Raw genomic sequence first — 21899 nt, 5'->3', positions numbered from 1 at the left:
GCACCGATCGTAACATCCGGCGTTTCATGTGAAACACCGGATGTCCTTTTCATCACTCAGCTTGCCTCAAACGGGGCAACCGGGCCGGAACCGCCGTTGCGGCGTTCGCGCATGAAGCGGTCGAACTCGTCCTGGTCCTTGGCACGGCGAAGCTCGCGCACGTAGGAATCGAATTCCTCGCGCATCTCGTCGAGCTTGCGACGCTCTTCGTCGAGGCGGCCAAGTTCGGCTTCGCGCCAGTCGTCAAAGGCGACGTTACCGGTGCGATGCGGCTGCGACCAGTTGGAGCGCTTGCCGCGCTTGAAGGCGGAGCACATGCTGTCGACCGTGCCGTTGGCGTCTTTCTTGAACGTTTTCAGTTTCTCGCCGAAGAGAATATAGGCGAGCATGGCCAGGCCGAGCGGCCAGAAAACCACGAAACCGAGCACCATCAATGCAATGGTCGCGGGCGTCCAATCCGGACGGATCAATGCAGATTGGTTCATCGTCAGTATTCCTCGCAATCACCCGGGCCACCCATCGCGGCCCGGTGAAAACGATGTGGGAAGGCGCGCTTTCGACTACAAGACGCGCTTGCCCGGAATCGGACAACCCCTTGACTCTACGCGGGCAAAAGCCCGCGTTTCAGCGGCCTCAGGCAGTCTTCCCACCCTTGATCAGCTGCTTCACCGGCTTTGCATGACGCGCATGCTCGCGCTGGAAGGCGACGATGCGCGGCGCGATCTCGCGGCGGAAACGCGAACCATTGAAGACGCCGTAATGTCCGACGTCGGGCTGCATGTAGTGCATGCGCATATGATCGGGGATGTTGGTGCAGATCGTCTGCGCGGCCTTCGTCTGGCCGACGCCGGAAATGTCGTCGTTCTCGCCCTCGACGGTCAAGAGCGCCACCTTCCGGATCGCCGAGGTGTCGACGCGCCGGCCGCGATGCACCATCTCGCCCTTGGGGAGCGCGTGCTGCATGAAGACCACCTGCACCGTCTGCAGGTAGAACTCTGCCGTCAGGTCCATCACCGCCAGATATTCGTCGTAGAAATCGCGGTGCTTCTCGGCAGCATCGCCGTCGTTCTTGACCAGATGCGCGAAGAACTCCTTGTGGGCGATCAGGTGCCGGTCGAGGTTCATCGACATGAAGCCGGAGAGCTGCAGGAAGCCTGGGTAAACCATGCGCATGAAGCCCGGCTGCGGCCACGGCACCGGCATGACGACGTTGTCGCGGAACCACTCGATCGGCCGCTCCTTGGCGAGCAGATTGACGGCCGTCGGGTTGATGCGGGTATCGATCGGCCCGCCCATCAGCGTCATCGACGCCGGCGACAGCGGATCGTCGGCCGCCTCCATCAGGGCCGCAGCGGCAAGCACGGGCACGGCCGGCTGACAGACGCCGATGACATGGGTGTCCGGCCCGAGGAAGTGCAGCATCTGGATGACGTAGTCGATGTAATCATCGAGATCGAAGGTGCCCTCGCTCAAGGGAACCATGCGAGCGTCGATCCAGTCGGTGATGTAGATATCGGAATGCGGAAGCAGGGCCTCGACCGTCCCGCGCAGAAGCGTTGCATAGTGGCCGGACATCGGCGCCACGATCAGCACCTTCGGATCGGCTGCCCGACCCTTGGGCAGTGCCCGCTCGAAATGAATGAGGTTGCAGAACGGTTCGCGCCAGACGATGCGCTCGTGAACGCCGACGGGCTGGCCGTCGATCATCGTCTCGGGCAGACCAAATTCCGGCTTGCCGTAGCGGCGCGTCGTGCGCTCGAAGACCTCGAGGCCGGCGGCGGTCGCGCGGCCGAGATAGGTGTGCGACATCGGGTTCATCGGGTTGCTGAAGGCGAGCCGCATGGCGTCGGCAGCCGTGCGCCACGGCGCCATCATGGCGTGATTCAGTTCGTAGAGCTGGTAGAACATAGGAAGCGTACCCCTTGGTTCAATCAACGACAACGCCGCTCCCAGTCGGACGCAAGCTTGCAATTGTTTGTCTTGGTGTCGGCAATTCCGGCCAGACGACCCTGTTTCTTGTGCACTGCAAAAACTATACCTGTTTCGGCTCCGGACAAAGCGCCTTCTGCGAGACTGCGCCTTGATTGCTGATATTTAACGAACGGACTTGCTCGTAGCTGGCCGAAAAAGAGTATTTCTTCCGGGAATTAGCGCCTTTTGGCGAAAGCGGGTGCCATTTTCGGGGCGATCCCGGGCGTCTGTACCCGCCCCATACTCTTGCGGTGCAGCAGAGATCACGCCGCGGCAATGCGAACGATCGCCTTGACCAGGCCAGACTTCTCGCTTGCCCAACGCGGCAAATCCTCGACGACGGCGTCAATCGTCGTTCGATGCGTGATCAATGTCCCGACCGGCACCTGACCGCTACGGATCGAGCTCACGACATGGTCGAAATCCTCGCGGGTGGCATTGCGGCTGCCGACAAGCGTCATTTCCCGCTTGTGAAATTCCGGATCGGAAAAGCGGATGTCGTCCTTGACGACGCTGACAAAGACCAGGGTTCCCCCATGCGCCACATGGCCGAAGGCAGCTTCCATGGAGCCACCGTAGCCGGTGGCGTCGAAGACGACGTCGAAGCCATCGCCATCCGTGCGCTCGGCGACATGCTGGCGCGCGTTCTGATCGGCAACGATGCCCGGACCGAAACCAAGCCGGTCGGTGGCGAATTCCAGCCTCTCGCGACTGGTATCCATCAGCGTCACGGCATGACCGGCGATACGTGAAAAGATCGCCGTTCCCAACCCGATCGGGCCGGCGCCGATGATGAGAGCACGACTGCCTGCCGCAGCTGTTGACCGACGCACCGCATGGGCGCCGATCGCCAGGAACTCGACAGTTGCCGCCGCCTCCGGCGTGAGATCGGGTGCCGGATAAAGATTGCTTTCGGGAACGAGAATCTCCTCGCAGAAGGCACCGTCGGTGTGGACCCCGAGCACCTTGATCGCCGTGCAGCAGTTCGGCTTGCCCCGGCGGCAGGCGATGCAGGTTCCGCAGGAGAGATAGGGGTTGACCACGACAGGTGTGCCCGGCGCGATTACAGTTCCCGATCCATTGGCAATGACGGTCGCGGAGATCTCGTGTCCCATGACGCGCGGATATTCCAGGAACGGATGTTTGCCGGCAAAGATGTGATAATCGGTGCCGCAAATGCCGACATGACTGACGGCGACGCTGACCCAACCCGCAGGCGGGGCCGGCAACGGCGCACGGTCGACGATCTCCAGGCGACCGGGTTGCGGGCAGAGGACGGCTTTCATGGCATTTTCCGTATGTTGTGCTGCGAGCCTGGCGTCTAACGCGCGCCACGCCGCCTGAGCTGGTCAAAATAGACGATGACGATGATCAGCACGCCGGTGATGATGCGCTGCCAGAACGAATTGACGTTGAGCAGGTTGGCGCCGTTGTTGATCGTCGCGAGAATGAAGGCGCCAAGCAGAGGGCCGTGCACAGAGCCGACCGCACCGAAAAGGCTGGTGCCGCCGATGACCGACGACGCGATCGCCTGCAGCTCCCAGCCCTCAGCCTGGGTGGCGTTGCCGATGCCGATGCGGGAGGCGAGCAGCAGGCCGACGAAGGCAGCACAAGTCGAAGACAGGATGTAGGCAAGGTAGATGGTGCGGTGGACGTTGACCCCGGAAAGCCGCGCCGCCTCGCTGTTGGAGCCGACGGCAAAGAGATAGCGGCCGAAGCGGCTCAGATGCAGGAAGATGTAGGCCGGGATCGCCACCACGATCACCATCCAGAACAGGCTGGGCACGCCGAGGAAATCGGCGCGGGAGAAGTTGGTGAAAGCCTCGTTGGTGATGGAGATCGTCGAGCCGTTGGTGATCAGGAGACCGATGCCCCGCAGCGACGTCAGGGTTGCGAGCGTGATGATGAACGGCGGCAGCCCCATGCGAACGATGCCGAAGGCATGGAAGGCACCGATCAACACGCCGAAGGCGAGTGTCAGGATGATGGCGATCCAGAGCGGTACGCCGGCAGCGAGCAGCCAGGCGACGATCACGCTGGTAAAACCGACCACGGCACCGACGGACAAATCAATGCCGGCGGTGATGATGACAAAGGTCTGGCCGACAGCCAGGATCGCCGTCATCGCCCCCTGGCGCAACAGGTTGCTGATATTGTTGGGCGTCCAGAAACTGTTGGTGGCAAGCCCCAGCAGCAGCCAGAGGAAGAGCAGGAGCCCGAGGAGCGTCAGGCCGAACAGGATGCTCACGCCTTTGCGCGGCGCCGGGCCCGTTCCGCTTTCGACCGATTCAGCACTCATCGTCGTTCTCCCTGCTTACCCTTGATTGTCATTGTCGCGATCAAACGCCGATCGCCTGCGTCAGCACTTCCTCATGGCTTGCGGCCCGGTAGTCGTGGCTGGCGACCAGCCGGCCCCGGCGAAACACATGCAGACGATCCGACAGCTCATAGACCTCCGGCAGATAGGACGAGATCAGGATGATGCCCGCCCCGTTTTCCAGAAGCCGGGCAAACAGCCGGTAGATTTCTGCCTTGGTGCCGACATCGACGCCGACGGTCGGTTCGTCGAAGATGAACAGCTTTGCCCCGTGGCTTAGCCATTTTCCGATGACGATCTTCTGCTGGTTGCCGCCCGACATCGCGGACGCCAGCACGCGGCGAGACGGCGTCTTGATCTTCAGGTCCTTGATCTGCCGGTCGGCATTCTCGATTTCCTGCTGGCGGTTGATCGTCAACCCGCGCGTCAGCCGGTTGAAGATCGGCAGGTTGATGTTGAGGCCGATCGGCAGGTTGAGGCAGAGACCCTGGTCGCGCCGGCTTTCCGGCGCCAGCGCGATGCCGAGGTCCATCGCCTTGCGCTCATTGGCGATATCGACCTTGCGCCCCTGCCAGTAGACTTCGCCAGATGTCGTGGCATGGCGACCATAAAGCCCAAGGGCAAACTCGCTGCGGCCGGCACCGATCAGTCCATAGAGGCCGACGATCTCGCCGGCGCGAACGGTCAGCGACACATCCTCGAAGCCCGGACCACTCAACCCCCGTGTTTCGAGGATCGTCTCCCCGGCCTGAAAATGTTCCTTGTGGTAGATCTGCTCGATCGTGCGGTTGATCATCAGCGTGATCAGTTCGGCGTCGTTTGTCTCGCCGATCTTTCGCGTGCCGACATGGGTGCCGTCGCGCAGCACCGAGACACGATCGGCGAGCTCGAAGACTTCCTCCATGCGATGGCTGATATAGACGATCGTCACCCCCTCGCCCTGTAGCCGGCGAATGAGCCGGAACAGCTGGGCGGACTCCTGGCGGGTGAGGTAGGCGGTCGGCTCGTCGAAGATCAGGAACTGGGTGCCGCGCATCGCCGCACGGGCGGTTGCGACCAGCTGCTGCTGGCCGATCGTCAGGCTGCCGAGCGTCGCGGCCGCCGGCAGGTTGAAGCCGAGATCGTCGAGCACGCCCTGGGCCGCTTCGGTCATTGCGCGCTTGCGCATCAGGCCGGCGCTATTGATCTCGTCGCCGAGGAACATGTTGGCGGCCACGCTCAAATGCGGGCACAGCACCACCTCCTGGTGCACGGCATTGATGCCGCGCGCGATCGCTTCTTGCGGATTGTCGAGTTGCACCGGCTTGCCACACCAGAAGATCTCACCGGAGGTCCGGCGGATCACTCCGGTCAGAAGCTTGATCAGCGTCGACTTGCCGGCGCCGTTTTCGCCGACGATGGCGTGAATTTCACCGGAAAGAAATGTGATGGAAGCGGGCTTCAACGCTTCGACGGCGCCATACTTCTTCTGCAGCGCGCGCATTTCCAGGATCGGTTCGCCCCTCGGCACCGGGTGGCGGGCAGCCGTTCGCAAACCGTCGCTCTTGATTTCGCTGACCTCGTCGAGACCTGGCATCGCAGCACTCCTCCCCATTATGCGGACTGCCAGCGATCGGCCCTCGTCCCCGACCGCTGGCACCCGTATTCTCGGCGGCAGGCGAACCCTGCGTCACCTGCCGCCGATTGCCGTTATTTGACCTTCGGGTTGAGCAGAGCGTCGATCTTCGGCTCGGCCATGTTGGCCTTGGTCACCAGGTTGGCGCCGGTATCGACATTGGCCTCGACTTTTTCCTTCTTCGAGACGGCGAGCGCCGTCTTCACGCCGTCGTAGCCCATGCGGTAGGGATCCTGGACGACGAGGCCGGCGAGCACGCCTTCCTTGAGGAAGCCGACCGTCTTCTCATCGCTGTCGAAGCCGATCACCTTGATCTTGTCGCCGAGCTTGTTTTCGGCAATCGCCTGGCCCACGCCCTGCGCCATGATCAGGTTGGAGGCAAAGACGCCGACGAGGTTCGGATTGGCGGTGATCAGGTCGGTCATCATGTTGAGGCCGGTGGTCGCCTGGCCATCGGCATATTTGTCGGCAACGACCTTGAAGCCCGGATACTTCGTCTTGACCTGATCGAGGAAGCCTTCACGGCGCTGATCGAGCGAACCGACGCCCGGCAGGCTGGTGATGATGGCGATATCACCCTCTTCCTTGCCCGACATTTCCTTGATCGCAGCCGCCAGACCGTCGGCGGCAATCCTGCCCCCTTGAACGTTGTCGGTCGTCAGGAACGAGGAGAAGGCCTTGGAATCGGCGCCGGAGTCGATGCCGATGATCGGAACCGCCTTGGCAGCCTCGTCGATCGGCTTGCCCAGAGCCTTGAATTCGGTCGGCGAGATGACGACGGCAGCCGGTGCGCCAGCAACGGCGTTTTCAAGAATGCTGATCTGGCCGTTGATATCGGATTCAGACTGCGCGCCGAGTTCAGGAACGTTGACGCCGAGATCCTTGCCGGCGGCACGCGCGCCGGCCAGCACGATCTGCCAGTAGAAGGACGTGGTGTCCTTGACGATAATCGGAATCGTGACATCCTGCGCGAAGGACGCGACCGGAGCCATCGTGGCGATCATCGCCGCGCCGGCAAGAGCGGTGAAGGCACGGCGGGAAAGAATGTGCTTGGCTATGCTCATTGGGTTTCTCCTCTCAGTGCACCTCGTTCCATCTTATGGAGATCGATTAGCCGGGTGCGCGCAGATCGATCTTTTATAGATAAAAAACATATCGAAACGCTAATACAACACTCTCCGCTTTGCAAGCAGTCGTTGCTGCGATTTGCGTGATGGCACCGTCTCCTCCGATGTGCCTTCCGATATCGAGAATTCCGGAGCCGTGCCTGCGTCTGCCGCCTGCCCGGCACCCCGCGGCATCAGGCCCGGACAGCCTCCAATCCAAGCGCAGGAGCGACGAGCGTATAGGGCTCGAATTCTGAGAAATCGGCCTTTGTCATCGGGTGCCGCAACGCGTCCATGTTGCGCCTCAGGCTTTCCGGTTTCGCCGTGCCGAGAAGCACCGAGGCAACCACGGGATTGTCGAGCGGAAACTGCATGGCGGCGGCGGCGAGCGGCACGCCACGCTCCCGGGCGATGCGTTCCATGGCTTTGACCTTGTCGCGAATCTCAGCGCTCGCCGGCATGTAGTCGAAATGGGCGCCCTCGACCGGGCCGGTGGCAAGGATGCCCGAATTGAACACGCCGCCGACGATGAGGGACGTCTTCTTCCTTTCGCAAAGGGGGAGAAGTTCGGCGACGGCAGATCGGTCGAGCAGCGTGTAGCGGCCCGCAAGCAGGATGCAGTCGATCTCGGCGTGGCGCATCACATCAAGGCAGACCGGGACCTCGTTGACCCCCAGCCCATAGGCGGCAATGACCCCGCCAGCCTTCAGTTCCTCCAGCGCCTTCAGGCCGGAATCGAGCAATTGCTTCAGATAGGCGGCGTTGCGGGCAGCGCCATGAGTGTAGACGCCGATATCGTGCACGTACAGGATGTCAATGCGATTGAGGCCGAGACGCGCATAGCTGAACTCGACCGAGCGCATGATGGCATCGTAGCTGTAGTCGTACGCCACGTCGAAGTTCAGCGGCTTGACGTAGGAATAGTCCGGCACTTCGCCTTCGGGCACGGGATGCAGCAGCCGCCCGACCTTGGTCGACAGCACGAAATCGTCGCGCGGCTTTTCGCGCAGGAAGTCGCCGACCCGGCGCTCGGCCAGCCCGAGGCCGTAGTAAGGCGCAACGTCGAAGTAGCGAAGGCCCGCCGCCCAGGCAGCATCAAGCGTCGCCATCGCCGCATCGCGCGTGCATTCGCGGTAGAGCCCGCCAAGGCCGGCTGCGCCGAAACTGTATTCGGTCACCGACAGGTCGGTCCGACCGATCTTTCTCGTCTGCATTCCCTTGTCTCCTCCCCTCCAAGGATGCGCGAAATCACATCGTCAGAGTGTCGCCCCCAGATGCCAGGGCACGAATTCATTGTCGCCATAACCGAAGAGTTCGCTCTTGGTCTTCTTTCCCGACGCAGTGTCGATGATGAGATCGAAGATCTCGCGACCGAGCCCGGCGATCGTCGCCTCCCCCGAGGCGATCACGCCGCAATCGATGTCCATGTCCTCTTCCATCGCCCGGAACAACGCGGTGTTGCTGGTCAGCTTGATCGACGGCGCCGGCCGACAGCCGAAGCAGCTGCCGCGACCGGTGGTAAAGGCGATGACGTTGGCGCCGCCCGCCACCTGGCCCGTTGCCGATACCGGATCGTAGCCAGGCGTATCCATAAAGACGAGCCCATGTTCGGTGACGCGCTCGGCATAGCCGTAGACCGCATTGAGCGGCGAACGCCCGCCCTTGGCCACGGCCCCCAGTGACTTCTCCAATATGGTGGTGAGGCCGCCACGTTTATTACCCGGCGAAGGATTATTATCGAGTGACGCGCCGTGTAGCGCCACATAGGTCTCCCACCAGGCGATCAACCCGTCGAGTTTCTCCGCAACCGCATCGCTGACAGCCCTGCTGCGCAGCAGATGTTCGGCACCGTAGATCTCCGAGGTTTCCGATAGGATCGCGGTGCCGCCAACGGCCGCCAGGATATCGACCGCCGCGCCGAGCGCCGGGTTGGCGGTGATGCCGGACAGGCCGTCGGACCCGCCGCATTGCAGGCCGACGATGATTTCGCTGACCGGAATGGCGACACGGCGCTGGCGCCCGACTTCCACTGCTATTTCCTCGAGCATGCCGAGCGCCCGCTCGACCGACCGCCGGGATCCGCCCGCCTCCTGGATGTTGAAATGGCGCTTTTCCTGTCCCGCACCGCTTTGCCCGTAGAGGGTCAGCTGGTTGACCTCGCAGCCGAGCCCCACCATCAGCGCGCCGCCGAAATTGACGTGCCTTGCATAGCCGGCGAGCGTCCGGTGCAGGTTCATCATGCCGTCCCCGGTCGACGACATCCCGCAGCCCTGGTCGTGGACAATCGGCACGAAGCCGTCAATGCCTTCGTATTTCGGCAGGATGCGCGTGTTGGCCTCCTCGGCGATCGCACGACACACCGTGGTGGAACAGTTCACGCTGGCAATGATGCCTATATAGTTGCGGGTCGCTGCCCTTCCGTCGCCGCGCCGATAGCCGAGAAAGGTGCGCGCCCGGTCGGCGGCACTCGCCTCTTCCGGCGTCCCTTGCGGGCTGATCGCCAACCGATCCTGGTCGAAGGAGAGATTGTGGGAATGCACATGTTCGCCGGCTTTTATGTCTCTGGTCGCCCGACCGATCGCCTGGGCATATTTGACCACCGGCTCGCCGGCATGGATCGGCCGGATCGCCACCTTGTGTCCGGCATCGATCTTCGTCGCCGCGCGAACGCCGCCCGGCAGCGCCTCGCCAGCGTCGATCGCCAGCGTTGCGACCACCACATTGTCCTCAGGCGCCAGAAGGATCGAAGACGGCACTGACACTGCGAAGTTCTCCGTGAAAACTGCTGCGATTTCGAGATAGGTCTATTTGTCTTTTATCCACAATAGACAGATCGCCGTCAATGGGTATTATGCGCGAAGGACGAACACGGCAGAGCGAAGTGCGCACGCGATCAAAACCGCAACACGGGAGAAACCTCATGATTTTCGTGGCAGAGACGAAGACAAGTACGCTCCGGCAGGCTAGATCGGCGGCCGACGAAGGCTGATCGCATCAGCGTTTTCTCGCCCGTGCAACCTCAACCGCCCGGATATTGGCAATGGCAAAGCAGAACACCGTCTTCAAGGATGCCTATAACCGCTGCCTGAAGGTGCTGGCGGAAACATCCTCCCTGCCCTCCGAGCCGGAGCTGGGACAGGTGCTCGGCGTCAGCCGGACAACGGTGCGCGCCATTCTCGGCCGCTTCGAAGAAGAAAAGCTCATCACCTGGGACAAGCGCAAGAAGATCGTGCTGCGCCAGCCGCAGCCGGACGACTATTTCCCGACGGAGGAAACGGATTCGCTTGCCGAGATCATCGAGCGTAGCTTCATGCGCCGGATTCTGGCCGGCGGCGCCGAGCCGGGCATGCAGATCAACGAGCTGGAACTGGCCCGCGAGATCGGCACCGGCACCACCAGCGTGCGCGAATTCCTGATCCGCTTCAGCCGCTTCGGGCTGATCGAGAAGAGGCCGAACAGCCACTGGATCCTCAAGGGCTTCACCCGGGAATTTGCGCTGGAGCTGACGGAAGTGCGCGAGATGTTCGAGCTGCGCTCGGCGGCAAGCTTCGTGGCGCTGCCCGACAATCATTCCGCCTGGCAGGAACTCAGCAGGATCGAAGCGGTGCACCACGAGATCCTTGCCGACATCGACAACCGCTACACGGAATTTTCCGAACTCGACGAGCGCTTTCACCTCCTGGTGCACAAGTCCTCGAGCAACCGCTTCATCGTCGATTTCTACGACATCATCTCGATCGTGTTCCACTATCACTACCAGTGGAACAAGACCAATGCGCGGCAGCGCAACGCCCGGGCGCTGGAGGAGCACCTCGCCTATATCGAGGCGCTCCGCTCGCACGATCCGAAACGCGCCGAGGAAGCCTGCCGCCGGCATCTGCGCTCGGCACGCGAGACCCTGCTGCAATCCATTCCATAGCAAGCGACCGGAACCCCATGATGAAGACCCCGTTTGTGCAGTTTGGAACGAGCCGCTTTCTTCAGGCGCATGTCGATCTCTTCATCAGCGAGGCGCTCGAACGGCAGGCGGCGCCGGGCCCCATCACCGTCGTACAAACGACCGGGTCGCCCGAACGCTCCGGACGCCTGGCGGCGTTGACGCAGTCTGGCGGCTTTCCGGTTGCGATCCGTGGCCTTGTCGACGGAAAGTCGGTCGATAGAGTGGAGCGGGTGACCAGCGTCACCCGCGCCTTGTCGACCAATGGCGACTGGGACGCCATCCGTGGCATCGTCGCGGACGAAGCAGACTTCCTGATCTCAAATACCGGCGATACCGGCTACGACATCGCTGGCGACGACCTCTCGGCGCGGGTGCCACGTTCCTTTCCCGGCAAGCTTCTCATGCTTCTGAAAGCCCGCTTCGATGCCGGCGGCAAGCCGCTGACCGTGCTTCCCTGCGAACTGGTTTCACGCAATGGCGATGTACTGAAAGCGATCGTACTGAAGCTTGCTTACGAGAGACTGGACGACCCGGGTTTTTCCGGCTGGCTGGAAAGCGAGGTCATCTGGGCCAATACGCTAGTCGACCGCATCGTTTCCGAACCGATAGAACCGGCCGGCGCTGTCGCCGAACCTTACGCGCTTTGGGCGATCGAAAGACAATCCGGGCTAAGGGCACCCATTGCGCACGAATGCGTATTGATGGTCGACGATCTCACGCCATACGAAAAGCTGAAGCTTCATATCCTCAACCTCGGACATACGGTGCTCGCGGACATCTGGATCCGACAGGGTCGCCGTCCTTGGGAAACGGTTCGGCAAATCCTTGCCGATGCCGACGTCGCCGAACGGCTGGACCACATCTACGGCCAGGAGGTCGTTCCGGCCTTTGCCGTCAAGGGCCTCGGGCCGCAGGCGAGCGCCTATGTCGAAACGACACTCGACCGCTTCCGCAATCCATTCCTCGATCACCGGCTCGCCGATATCGCCAGCCATCACGCCGAAAAGATTGCACGGCGGATTGTCGAGCTCCGCCGCTGGTGCCCTGGTGTCGCCATGCCAATGCTGCGGGCGATCAGCGATCAGTAGCCGGATTCGAGCTTGTTTCCCGCCTGGCCTTCCTCGCCTGTAAATTCCTGCCGCAGAGCCTGGGTCGCCCGTACCAGCGACGTCACATCAGTGCCGATTGCCATGAAATCGGCGCCGAGTTCGCGGTAGTCGCGCGCCTGCGCCAGATCGAGTGTCATGATACCCCGCGCCTTGCCGGCCTTTTCGATGCGGGCAAAGGCGTCGATGATCGCCGCCCTGACCTCCGGGTGGCCCGGACTGCCGAGATAGCCCATGTCGGCCGCCAGATCCGATGGACCGATGAACAGGCCGTCGACACCTTCGAGCGCGGCAATCTCGTCGATCGCTGCAAGACCCGCACGGCTCTCGATCTGCAGGAGCAGGCAGATCTGGTCGTTGGCAGTGTGGAGATAGTCGGCAATCCGGCCGAACTGCGATGCGCGCGCCAGTGCCGCGCCGACGCCGCGGATGCCGTGCGGAGGATACCGCGTGGCACGGACCAGCTCCCTTGCCTGCTCGACGCTCTCGACCATCGGGATCAGCAAGGTCTGTACGCCGACATCCAGCGCCTGCTTGATGAGCGCGGTGTCGCCGACAGGAAGGCGCACGATCGGGTGGCTCGACGATCCCGCGACGGCCCGAAACTGGGCGGAGAGAAGCGGCAGGTCGTTGGGCGCGTGCTCGCCGTCGATCAACAGCCAGTCATAGCCGCTGCCCGAGACGACCTCGGCCGCATAGGGGCTTGCCAGCGCGACCCACAGCCCGAGCTGAAAGCGCTGCCCGCGAAGGGCTGCCTTGAAGGGGTTGATCGGTGCCGGCATCGCGTCATCTCCTCTTTTCACGAATGCAATCTCTGTACCCACAAACGAAAAAACCGGCCAGAGTTTTCCGGCCGGTTTCGCGATCAGATCGGATCAGACGTGAGACAATCTCAGGCTATGCCACCGAGGCAGACATACTTGATCTCGCAGAACTCCTCGATGCCGTATTTCGAGCCTTCGCGGCCGAGACCGGAGAGCTTGACGCCCCCGAATGGTGCTTCCGCCGTCGAGATCAGGCCGGTGTTGACCCCGACCATGCCGTATTCCAGTGCCTCGGCCACGCGGAACACCCGCGCCAGGTCCTTGGCATAGAAATAGGAGGCAAGACCGAACTCGGTATCATTGGCCTGCTCGACGACATCGGCCTCGTCCTTGAAGCGGAACAGCGGCGCCACCGGCCCGAAGGTCTCTTCGCGGGCGACTGCCATCGCCTGGGTGACATCGGCCAGAACCGTCGCCTCGAAGAAGGTGCCGCCAAGCGCGTGGCGCTTGCCGCCCTGGATCACGCGCGCGCCCTTGGCGGTGGCGTCGGCGATATGTTCCTCGACCTTTTCAAGAGCCGCCGTGTCGATCAGCGGTCCGAGAATAACGCCCTGGTCAAGACCGTTGCCGATCTTCAGCTTGGCAACCGCGGCTGCCAGTTTTTCCGAGAAGGCGTCATAGACCTTGTCCTGCACATAGATGCGGTTGGCACAGACGCAGGTCTGGCCATTGTTGCGGAACTTGGCAATCAACGCGCCTTCGACGGCGGCATCGAGATCGGCATCGTCGAAGACGATGAAGGGGGCATTGCCGCCGAGTTCCAGCCCGAGCTTCTTGATGGTGGCCGCACTCTGGCGATAAAGCTCGGCGCCGACCTCGGTCGAGCCGGTAAAGGTGAGCTTGCGTACCACCGGGTTGGCAGTCATCTCGGCGCCGATCTCGTGGGCCGAGCCGGTAACGACGCTGAACAGGCCCTTGGGCAGGCCGGCGCGCTCGGCGAGAACCGCAATCGCGATTGCCGAGAATGGTGTCTGCGATGCCGGCTTCAGCACCATGGCGCAGCCGGCGGCAAAGGCCGGGCCGGCCTTGCGTGTGATCATCGCATTGGGGAAGTTCCAGGGCGTGATCGCCGCGACGACGCCGATCGGCTGCTTCATCACCATGATGCGCTTGTCCGGCTGATGGCCGGGGATCAGGTCGCCATAGATGCGACGAGCCTCTTCGGCGAACCATTCGACGAAGCTGGCACCATAGACGATCTCGCCCGTCGCCTCGGCCAGTGGCTTGCCCTGTTCCAGCGTCAGGATGCGGCCGAGATCGTCCTTGTGCTCGATCATCAGCTCGAACCAGCTGCGAAGCACGCCGGCGCGATCCTTGGCGGTGCGGGCAGCCCAGCCCTTCTGCGCCAGGCGCGCCGCTTCGATCGCAGCCTTCGTCTCCTTGGCGCCAAGTTTCGGCACGCGCCCGATCACTTCGCCCGTTGCCGGGTTCACCACATCGATCGCATTGGCGGCACTCGCTTCGATCCATTCGCCGCCGATCAGGGCAGCCTGGCGAAACAGTGACGGGTCCTTAAAAGTCATCGCGCGTCCTCTCTCCAAAAAATCTACAGAACTTATACAACTTTTTTATCGAACTCGACAATCACCCGAAAGACCGTTTCTGAATATTCCGGCCGGCGGCCGAAGAGGGCTGGCGAAACGATGGGCGGGCTGGATACGAAGTGGTTTCATCGCTCCCAGATCCCATGTAGCGTCCGCTGCGGATCTCGCCACAAGGTTTGCTCCTTGCCGGCCCCACCATCGATGGCACCGCTCTCCCGACGAATTTCAAGGTACGATAGAAGAGGTACGTTCATGACGCAAAGCAATCACCGAACCGCCGACCATCCGATCGACACGATGTTCCTGAAACGCTGGTCGCCGCGTGCGTTCACCGACGAGGAGATGGGCGAGCAGGAGCTGCTGTCGCTGCTCGAAGCCGCGCGCTGGGCGCCTTCTGCGAGCAACAACCAGCCCTGGCGGTTCGTCTACGCCCGTCGCGGCACCGAGCATTTCGCACGCCTGCTTGATATCCTGCACGAGAGCAACCAGCGTTGGGCGAAACATGCCGCGGCACTGGTGATCGTCATCTCCAAGACACACAACCAGGCGGCTTCCGGCGAGATGCGGCCAGCCTACACCCATGCGTTCGACACAGGCGCCGCCTGGCTCAGCCTGGCGCTGCAGACGACGGCTGCCGGCTGGCACGCGCACGCCATGGCCGGCATCGACCGCGACAAGGCAATGAGCACGCTTGGCGTTCCAGAGTACCACCGGGTCGAGGCGGCCGTGGCGATCGGCCGGCTCGCCGATCCCTCGACGCTTCCCGACGACCTGCGCGAGCGTGAGAAGCCGAGCCAGCGCAAGCCGCTCTCCGAACTCGCCTTCGAAGGTCGCTTCAAGGCGGAATAGACAAAAAAGATCCCGGTGTCTTGCGGCACCGGGATCTCAAAAAGCCAGAACTGATCGCGGTCAGATGTCGAGGTTGGCGACGCTCAGCGCGTTTTCCTGGATGAAGTCGCGGCGCGGTTCAACCTCGTCGCCCATCAGGCGCGAGAACAGGCCGTCGGCGTCGGTCGCATCATTGACGCGGACCTGCAGCAGCGAGCGCACGTTCGGATCGAGCGTCGTCTCCCAGAGCTGCTCGGCGTTCATTTCACCCAGCCCCTTGTAACGCTGCATCGAAAGACCCTTGCGCCCTGCGGCGAAGATCGCATCGAGAAGCGCGCGCGGGCCGCTGATATCCTGGGCGCCATCGCGGCGACGCAGCACGGGCGGCGCGGAGTAGATTTCCTTGAGCTTCGACGTCAGCTGGTCGATATGGCGGGCGTCGGACGAGCCGATCAGCGCGATATCGAGAACGGCCACTTCCTTGACGCCGCGGACCATGCGCTCGAGCTTGAGGCCGCCCTCGGCCGTCACCGTGCCGGTCCAGCCGCGTTCGGTCTCCTCGGCGATCACGTCGAGCCGGCGCGCCACTTCGACGGCGACCTGCTCGTACTGTTCACGCTGGCCGTTCAGCTCGACATTCAAGGCGCCGGCGATCGCTGCCTGTTCGACGATCGAACGGCTGTAGCGCGAATGCAGGCCATCCATCAGATTGCGCAGGCGAAGCGCATCGTTGATGACTTCGCGCAGGTCCTGTCCAGCGCGAACCTCGCCGGACGCGAGCTGAAGCGTCGCTTCCTCAAGACCCATGGAGATCAGGTAGTCTTCCAGCGCCTGCTCGTTCTTCAGGTACTGGGCGGACTTGCCGCGCGTCACCTTATAGAGCGGCGGCTGGGCGATATAGAGATGACCGCGCTCAATCAGTTCCGGCATCTGGCGGAAGAAGAAGGTGAGCAGCAGGGTGCGGATATGGGCGCCGTCGACGTCGGCGTCCGTCATGATGATGATCTTGTGGTAGCGCAGCTTGTCGGCGTTGAACTCATCCTTGCCGATCGACGTGCCGAGCGCGGTGATCAGCGTGCCGATTTCCTGGCTGGAAAGCATCTTGTCGAAGCGGGCGCGTTCGACGTTGAGGATCTTGCCGCGCAGCGGCAGGATCGCCTGGTTTTCGCGCGAGCGCCCCTGCTTGGCCGAACCGCCGGCCGAATCCCCTTCCACCAGAAAGACTTCGGACTTTGCCGGATCGCGTTCGGAGCAGTCCGCCAGCTTGCCCGGCAGCGAGGAAATATCGAGCGCGCCCTTGCGGCGCGTCAGTTCGCGTGCCTTGCGCGCCGCCTCACGGGCAGCAGCCGCCTCGACGACCTTGCCGACGAGGATCTTGGCTTCGCTCGGATGCTCCTCGAACCAGGTGCTCAGCGCTTCGTTGACGAGGCTTTCGACCACGGGACGGACTTCCGAGGACACCAGCTTGTCCTTGGTCTGCGACGAGAACTTCGGATCGGGAACCTTGACCGAGAGAACGGCCGTGAGGCCCTCGCGGCAGTCCTCGCCCTGAAGGGTGACCTTTTCCCTTTTGGTGATCCCTGACGTATCGGCATAGGAAGTGACCTGCCGGGTAAGCGCACCACGGAAGCCGGCCATATGCGTGCCGCCGTCGCGCTGCGGGATGTTGTTGGTGAAGCAGAGCACGTTCTCGTGATAGCTGTCGTTCCACCACATCGCGACTTCGACGGTGATGCCGTCTTTTTCGCCACGGATCGAGACCGGCTTCTGAACCAGCGGCTTCTTGGCGCGGTCGAGATAGGAGACGAAGGCTTCGAGGCCGCCGTCATACATCATCTCGTCCTGGCGCACATCGGAATGGCGCTTGTCGGTGAGGACGATGCGCACGCCGGAATTCAGGAAGGCGAGTTCGCGCAGGCGGTGTTCGAGCGTGCCGTAGTCGAACTCCGTCTTGGTGAACGTCTCCGTGCTCGGCAGGAACGTCACTTCCGTGCCCGTATCGCTGCCGGCATCACCGATCACCTTCAGCGGACCATCGGCCACGCCATGGGTGAAGCTCATCTCGTGGATCTTGCCCGAGCGGCGGATCTTCAGACGCAGCATGACGGACAGCGCGTTGACTACCGAAACGCCGACGCCGTGCAGACCGCCCGAGACCTTATAGGAATTCTGGTCGAACTTGCCGCCGGCATGGAGCTGGGTCATGATGACCTCGGCCGCCGAGACGCCCTCTTCCTTGTGGATGTCGGTCGGGATGCCGCGGCCGTTGTCCGTGACCGTCACCGAGCCGTCGGCATTGAGCGTCACCGTGACGATGTCGGCATGGCCGGCAAGCGCCTCGTCGATCGCGTTGTCGACCACCTCATAGACCATGTGGTGCAGACCGGAGCCGTCGTCGGTGTCGCCGATATACATGCCCGGCCGCTTGCGCACGGCATCCAGGCCCTTCAACACCTTGATGGAGTCGGCACCATATTCGGCGGCGGCGCCGGTATCGGTTTCAGGAATATCGGTCATTCGGCTTCGGGTCTTTCCAGGTTCTTCGGACGTGGTGATTCGTTGCGAATCACGTCTCGGACGCCTCGCGGACTATAGAAAATTTGTCCACGGTTCCAAATCCCGGACCGCTTGCCGCGGCCGGAAAACAGCTGCTCATCCCCTGTCATTAGCAGGAAATGTGGCTTTTTCCAAAACATCTTCCAGGGCGCGGATGGTGTCGATGGATAAATCGCGGATTTGCCCGCTCAGGCGGTTGGCAAAGGCGGTATATTCCGGCGCCAGCCCCGATGTGTCCAGCGTCACTTTCGGAGCCGACACATGGGCGATGCGGAACAATTGCTCGGCTTCGTCCCAGATGACATTGAAATAGCCGGCCACGCGTTGCAGGAAATCGAAGCTCGGCGCGCCGCGTTTTCCATGCTCCAGCGCCGAGAGATAGGCGGCCGACACGCCGATCGCCGCGGCCATCTGCTTCTGCGACACGCCCTTCTTGCGACGCAGATCCCGGACCACCGCACCAAAGGGGGTCACGGCGCGCTTCCCTTGCGGGCAAGGCGGACATAAAGCGCGCCCTCTCCGCCGTGATTGCGCGCCGCCGGCTCATAGCTCGAGATCAACGGCCGGAACTCCGGCAGCGAAAACCAGAGCGGCACGGCGCGCTTGAGGGCCCCGTCGCTACCGATCGATGTTCCCTTGCCGGTGATGACGAGAACATGGCGCAGCCCGCGTTCATGCGCTCTCAGGAGAAAATGCAAGAGGAAGCCATGGGCCTGGCTCTGGATCATTCCGTGCAGGTCGATGCGCGCTTCGAGCGCCAGGTGCCCCTTGGACAGCTTGCGCTTGACGGGCTTTTCCAAGGGGTAGTGGTGTCGGCCGTTCGAGGTGTTGCTGAGCGCAATTCCCTGTTGTTCTTCAGCAGTGCCAGCGGTGGGCGTTGCCTGCTTCCTTTGCGGCTCTTCCTTGGCCACGACAGGAACATCCTCGCCGAGGAACTCCCGCAATTCGTCGAGCCGGCCGGGCATGGGCCTTGCCGTGCGGGCAACTTTTCCCCACAGGATCCGCTCTTCCGGCGATAGCTTCTTGCCCCTAGCCATTGCCGTATCTTGCCGCGGCAGCGCTGGGAATGAAGATGTAGAAATCGGCTTCGTTGCGAACCGCACCGGCAAGCTCGCCGGCCAGCTCACCCGATCCGGTGAAGATATCGCCGCGCGCCGGGCCGACGATCGCCGATCCGGTATCGAGCGCCAGCATCAGGCGGCGAAACGGCTCGCCGGCATCGAGGCGCGTCAGGCTGTCGCTTGAGATAAAAAATGGCACGCCGAAGGTATGGATCAGCCGGTCGACGGCAAGAGAGCGTCCCGGCTCCAGCGAAACCTTGGCGGCTGCGACCGGTCCCAGCCGTTCGTCCTGCACGTCGGCTTCGCGGAAGAAGATGAAGGATCGATTGTGCCAGAGCACCTCGTCGACCCGATCCGGATTTGCGGCGAGCCAGGCGCGAATGCTCATCATGGAGACGGTGCCGGCATCAATCTCGCCGCGATCGATCAAGAGCTTGCCGATCGGCGAGAAGTAATGCCCGGTCTTGGCGGCATAGGTGATGCGCCGGCGAGAACCGTCGGGATAGACGAGCCGCGCGGCTCCCTGGACGTGAACGAAGAAAACGTCGACCTTGGATTTCGCATAGGCGATCTCCAGACCGCGCCCGGCCAGGAAGCCCTTTTCAATCGCCGGCCGGTCGGGATACTCGCCGACCACGCCGTCATGCATCCGGCCGAAGGCGAAATAGGGATCCATATCCGGCGGCCGATTGGTGTCGTCGATATCAACGAGATCGATCGGGCGCCGGTAGATCGGATAGCGGAAGATCTCATCGGCAACCGACTGCACTTCGATCTCGGGCTCGTAGAACGCGGTGACGAAACCGGTCCCACCCGTTTCCGGCCGGATCCTGAAGGCAACGAAGTGCTGTTCGAAGAAGGCTCGCGCCGCATCGGCACCAGCCACCGGCGCACCGGCCGCCGCAAGCGCGGGCATCAAATCGTCGACCGAAACGCCGAGCGAACCGGTGCGATAGGGCTTTGCGGTCGAGACGTGGTGATGACAGCGACGCAGCGCCTCGATCACCGCGGTCGGATCATCGTCCTGCCACCCCGGCAACTCGGAAAAGGTGACAGGCTCTAGTCGAAGCGTCATGGTCGCTCTTTCCGATCAGTTTTCGGATTCGGTCGCGATCAGCTTCCAGTTCGGATCACGCGAGCGAATGTCGCGCGAGAAAGTCCAGAGATCGTTAACTTCCGCCACCGACTCCGCGTCGCCATCGATCACGGCACCCTGCTTGTCGTAGGTCGCCGAGATCAACTGGCTGACGATCCGCACCGTGATGTTTTCTTCGCTGTCCTTGACTTCGGCGTGGACGATGTCGGCCTTCTCGATGCCGACGAACGTGGACTTCACCACTTCGCCCTTGCGCTCGCGCTCGGCGATCGCCGCATCGAAGCCCTCGTAGACTTCACGCGACAGCAGGTTCTTCAGCGTCTTGCGATCACCGTCGGCAAAAGCCATGACGATCATCTCGTAGGCCATCTTGGCGCCGTTGACGAACTCCTTCGGATCGAAGCCGGTGTCGGCATCGGTCAGCGAACGGAGTTGATCGTTCAGCGGCGTGCCCACCTTGGCGAAGGCATCGATCGCGGCGTAACGCGCCGAATCGTCTTCGACATTGTCCCGGCGCGGCAATTGCACGACCTTGCCATTGTCGGCCTTTTCGGGCCCCTGGCTCATGTCGCGCGGCGAATAGGGATCAAACGGTGGCCGCTCGCTGCCGGTCCGGCGTCCGAGAACGCTGCGCAACTGCAGAAAAATGACCACTGCGGCGATCAAGAAAAAAAACGTGATGAAGTCGAAAGAGCCCATTTCCACCTGAAACCGCTGTTAGAATTTCTCGTAGCTATTCCATATAGTCCGCAAGGATAGATCATTCAAATCGCGTTGTCGCACCCTTAGATCGGTGGCGACGACGCAAAGACCCTTTCAGGCACCGCCAATGCGTTCATTGTTCATACCCCTGGTCATTCTGGGACTGCCCCTCGCCGAGATTGCCGGCTTCGTCATCGTCGGTCGCGAAATTGGCCTGGGCATGACACTGCTGCTCGTTTTGCTCAGCGCTATCGCCGGGGTCGTCCTGCTTCGCGTCCAGGGTTTCGCCGTCATCAGGCGCGTGCAGGAAGCAACGCGCACGGGCAGCGACCCCGGTCGCGAGTTGCTCGGCGGCGCCTTGATGTTCGTCGCGGCGCTGCTGCTGATCGTGCCCGGCTTCATCAGCGACCTCTTCGGCCTGCTTCTATTCTTGCCACCCGTCCGTCTGGCAGTTGCCGGCTACCTCAGGTCGAAGATGACGGTCGTGACCGCCGCATCGGGCCAGGCCTGGCGCGGACCGAGCCACCGGCCCGAAGAGCGCGCCCGACCACAGGTCATCGACCTTGGCGAAGGCGAGTTCTCGAGGACCGACGACGACGAAGCCAACCCGCCCGAAGAGCGCCGTCGGCAATAGCAAGCGCCTGTGGCGCAGGGTTGTAAGCCCTATGACGAAATGCTAGATGGCCTCACCCAATTCGAAGTCGAGGAAACCCTTATGACGACTGATACCGCATCCAACGGCAACGGCAGCGCGCAGCAGAGCCCGTCGCTCAACATCCTCGCCCAGTATGTCAAGGATCTCTCCTTCGAGAACCCGGGCGCACCGCGTTCGCTGCAGGCTCGTGACAATGCGCCTTCGATCAACATCAACGTCAATGTCAACGCCAACCCGCTGGCCGAGAACGACTTCGACGTTCTCCTGTCGCTGAACGCGGAAGCCAAGGACGGCGAGCGCGTTCTGTTCAACGTCGAGCTCTCCTATGGCGGCGTTTTCCGTGTTGCCGGCTTCCCGCAGGAACACATGCTGCCGCTGCTCTTCATCGAGTGCCCGCGCCTGCTGTTCCCGTTCGCGCGCCAGATCGTTGCCGACGCGACCCGCAACGGCGGCTTCCCGCCGCTGATGATCGACCCGATCGATTTCGCCCAGATGTTCGCCCAGCGCATGGCCGAAGAAAAGGTCCGCTCGCAGGTGACCAACGAGACCGCCAACTGATCTCCATCCAGTTGGGATCG

At 62.4% G+C, this 21899-nt stretch carries 20 protein-coding genes; 5 read left to right on the top strand and 15 right to left on the bottom strand.

Translation table 11 applies throughout. The features are described from left to right. Nucleotides 1-56: 56 nt before the first annotated feature. The 8 genes from RTP54_RS28985 to RTP54_RS28950 form a co-directional block, all read right to left on the bottom strand. Nucleotides 57-485 (bottom strand): DUF2852 domain-containing protein, encoded by a 429-nt coding sequence (locus tag RTP54_RS28985; protein ID WP_112810487.1) that lies wholly within the window; start codon nucleotides 483-485, stop codon nucleotides 57-59. Nucleotides 486-633: 148 nt separating this feature from the next. After that, nucleotides 634-1908, bottom strand: coding sequence for a polyhydroxyalkanoate depolymerase (gene phaZ / locus RTP54_RS28980; RefSeq protein WP_112810486.1), 1275 nt, complete (start codon nucleotides 1906-1908; stop codon nucleotides 634-636). Between the two features lie 326 nt (nucleotides 1909-2234). After that, nucleotides 2235-3257, bottom strand: coding sequence for a zinc-binding alcohol dehydrogenase family protein (locus RTP54_RS28975; RefSeq protein WP_312367399.1), 1023 nt, complete (start codon nucleotides 3255-3257; stop codon nucleotides 2235-2237). 35 nt (nucleotides 3258-3292) lie between these two features. Next, nucleotides 3293-4270, bottom strand: coding sequence for an ABC transporter permease (locus tag RTP54_RS28970; RefSeq protein ID WP_112810484.1), 978 nt, complete (start codon nucleotides 4268-4270; stop codon nucleotides 3293-3295). Nucleotides 4271-4310: 40 nt separating this feature from the next. Further along, nucleotides 4311-5864, bottom strand: a complete 1554-nt coding sequence (locus RTP54_RS28965; protein WP_312367398.1) for a sugar ABC transporter ATP-binding protein — start codon at nucleotides 5862-5864, stop codon at nucleotides 4311-4313. A 113-nt stretch (nucleotides 5865-5977) separates the two neighbouring features. Next, complete coding sequence (locus RTP54_RS28960) at nucleotides 5978-6967, bottom strand: ABC transporter substrate-binding protein (protein WP_112810482.1); 990 nt, start codon at nucleotides 6965-6967, stop codon at nucleotides 5978-5980. Between the two features lie 236 nt (nucleotides 6968-7203). Beyond that, nucleotides 7204-8223: an aldo/keto reductase gene (locus RTP54_RS28955; protein ID WP_312367396.1), complete on the bottom strand. Its 1020-nt coding sequence runs from the start codon at nucleotides 8221-8223 to the stop codon at nucleotides 7204-7206. A gap of 42 nt (nucleotides 8224-8265) precedes the next feature. Continuing rightward, a complete protein-coding gene (locus RTP54_RS28950) occupies nucleotides 8266-9771 on the bottom strand; it encodes an altronate dehydratase family protein (RefSeq protein WP_312367394.1) in 1506 nt (501 codons plus the stop codon). Nucleotides 9772-10049: 278 nt separating this feature from the next. Here RTP54_RS28950 and RTP54_RS28945 point away from each other — a divergent pair, with 278 nt between their 5' ends. Both RTP54_RS28945 and RTP54_RS28940 read left to right on the top strand, forming a co-directional pair. Beyond that, nucleotides 10050-10928 (top strand): GntR family transcriptional regulator, encoded by an 879-nt coding sequence (locus RTP54_RS28945; RefSeq protein WP_112810479.1) that lies wholly within the window; start codon nucleotides 10050-10052, stop codon nucleotides 10926-10928. Nucleotides 10929-10948: 20 nt separating this feature from the next. Further along, entirely contained in the window at nucleotides 10949-12037 is a 1089-nt protein-coding gene (locus tag RTP54_RS28940) for a mannitol dehydrogenase family protein (RefSeq protein WP_312367392.1), read from the top strand. On the opposite strand, the gene hpaI is transcribed toward RTP54_RS28940, so the two are convergent. Then, nucleotides 12031-12837, bottom strand: a complete 807-nt coding sequence (hpaI, locus tag RTP54_RS28935; RefSeq protein WP_312367390.1) for a 4-hydroxy-2-oxoheptanedioate aldolase — start codon at nucleotides 12835-12837, stop codon at nucleotides 12031-12033. The two genes, RTP54_RS28940 and hpaI, sit on opposite strands and share 7 nt — an antisense overlap. 110 nt (nucleotides 12838-12947) lie before the next feature. After that, complete coding sequence (gabD, locus tag RTP54_RS28930) at nucleotides 12948-14402, bottom strand: NADP-dependent succinate-semialdehyde dehydrogenase (RefSeq protein WP_312367389.1); 1455 nt, start codon at nucleotides 14400-14402, stop codon at nucleotides 12948-12950. A gap of 273 nt (nucleotides 14403-14675) precedes the next feature. Between gabD and RTP54_RS28925 the strand changes: the two genes are divergently transcribed. Next, nucleotides 14676-15272 carry a nitroreductase family protein gene (locus RTP54_RS28925; protein ID WP_112810476.1) on the top strand — a complete coding sequence of 199 codons (597 nt, stop codon included), beginning with the start codon at nucleotides 14676-14678 and terminating at the stop codon, nucleotides 15270-15272. 60 nt (nucleotides 15273-15332) lie between these two features. On the opposite strand, the gene gyrB is transcribed toward RTP54_RS28925, so the two are convergent. The 5 genes from gyrB to RTP54_RS28900 all read right to left on the bottom strand — a co-directional run bounded on the left by gyrB (nucleotide 15333) and on the right by RTP54_RS28900 (nucleotide 20663). Next, nucleotides 15333-17768 carry a DNA topoisomerase (ATP-hydrolyzing) subunit B gene (gene gyrB, locus RTP54_RS28920; RefSeq protein ID WP_112818217.1) on the bottom strand — a complete coding sequence of 812 codons (2436 nt, stop codon included), beginning with the start codon at nucleotides 17766-17768 and terminating at the stop codon, nucleotides 15333-15335. 135 nt (nucleotides 17769-17903) lie between these two features. After that, the gene (locus tag RTP54_RS28915; protein WP_312367385.1) at nucleotides 17904-18281 is read right to left on the bottom strand and encodes a helix-turn-helix transcriptional regulator; all 378 of its coding nucleotides are present in this window, start codon (nucleotides 18279-18281) and stop codon (nucleotides 17904-17906) included. Beyond that, nucleotides 18278-18844, bottom strand: a complete 567-nt coding sequence (locus RTP54_RS28910; RefSeq protein ID WP_312367383.1) for a Smr/MutS family protein — start codon at nucleotides 18842-18844, stop codon at nucleotides 18278-18280. Before RTP54_RS28910 ends, RTP54_RS28915 begins: the two co-directional genes overlap by 4 nt. After that, entirely contained in the window at nucleotides 18837-19943 is a 1107-nt protein-coding gene (locus RTP54_RS28905; RefSeq protein WP_312367381.1) for a murein transglycosylase A, read from the bottom strand. Before RTP54_RS28905 ends, RTP54_RS28910 begins: the two co-directional genes overlap by 8 nt. A gap of 15 nt (nucleotides 19944-19958) precedes the next feature. Next, nucleotides 19959-20663 (bottom strand): Tim44/TimA family putative adaptor protein, encoded by a 705-nt coding sequence (locus RTP54_RS28900; RefSeq protein WP_112810471.1) that lies wholly within the window; start codon nucleotides 20661-20663, stop codon nucleotides 19959-19961. A 130-nt stretch (nucleotides 20664-20793) separates the two neighbouring features. On the opposite strand from RTP54_RS28900, the gene RTP54_RS28895 reads away from it, so the two are divergent. Both RTP54_RS28895 and secB read left to right on the top strand, forming a co-directional pair. Beyond that, nucleotides 20794-21300, top strand: coding sequence for an FxsA family protein (locus RTP54_RS28895; protein WP_312367379.1), 507 nt, complete (start codon nucleotides 20794-20796; stop codon nucleotides 21298-21300). An 81-nt stretch (nucleotides 21301-21381) separates the two neighbouring features. Further along, complete coding sequence (gene secB / locus RTP54_RS28890) at nucleotides 21382-21879, top strand: protein-export chaperone SecB (RefSeq protein WP_112810469.1); 498 nt, start codon at nucleotides 21382-21384, stop codon at nucleotides 21877-21879. Nucleotides 21880-21899: the final 20 nt, after the last annotated feature.

The sequence above is a fragment of the Ensifer sp. genome, assembly GCF_031989085.1.
Lineage (GTDB): Bacteria > Pseudomonadota > Alphaproteobacteria > Rhizobiales > Rhizobiaceae > Ensifer.
The sequence above is the reverse complement of the archived record's forward strand: the minus strand, read 5'-3'. Positions and strand labels throughout refer to the sequence as shown.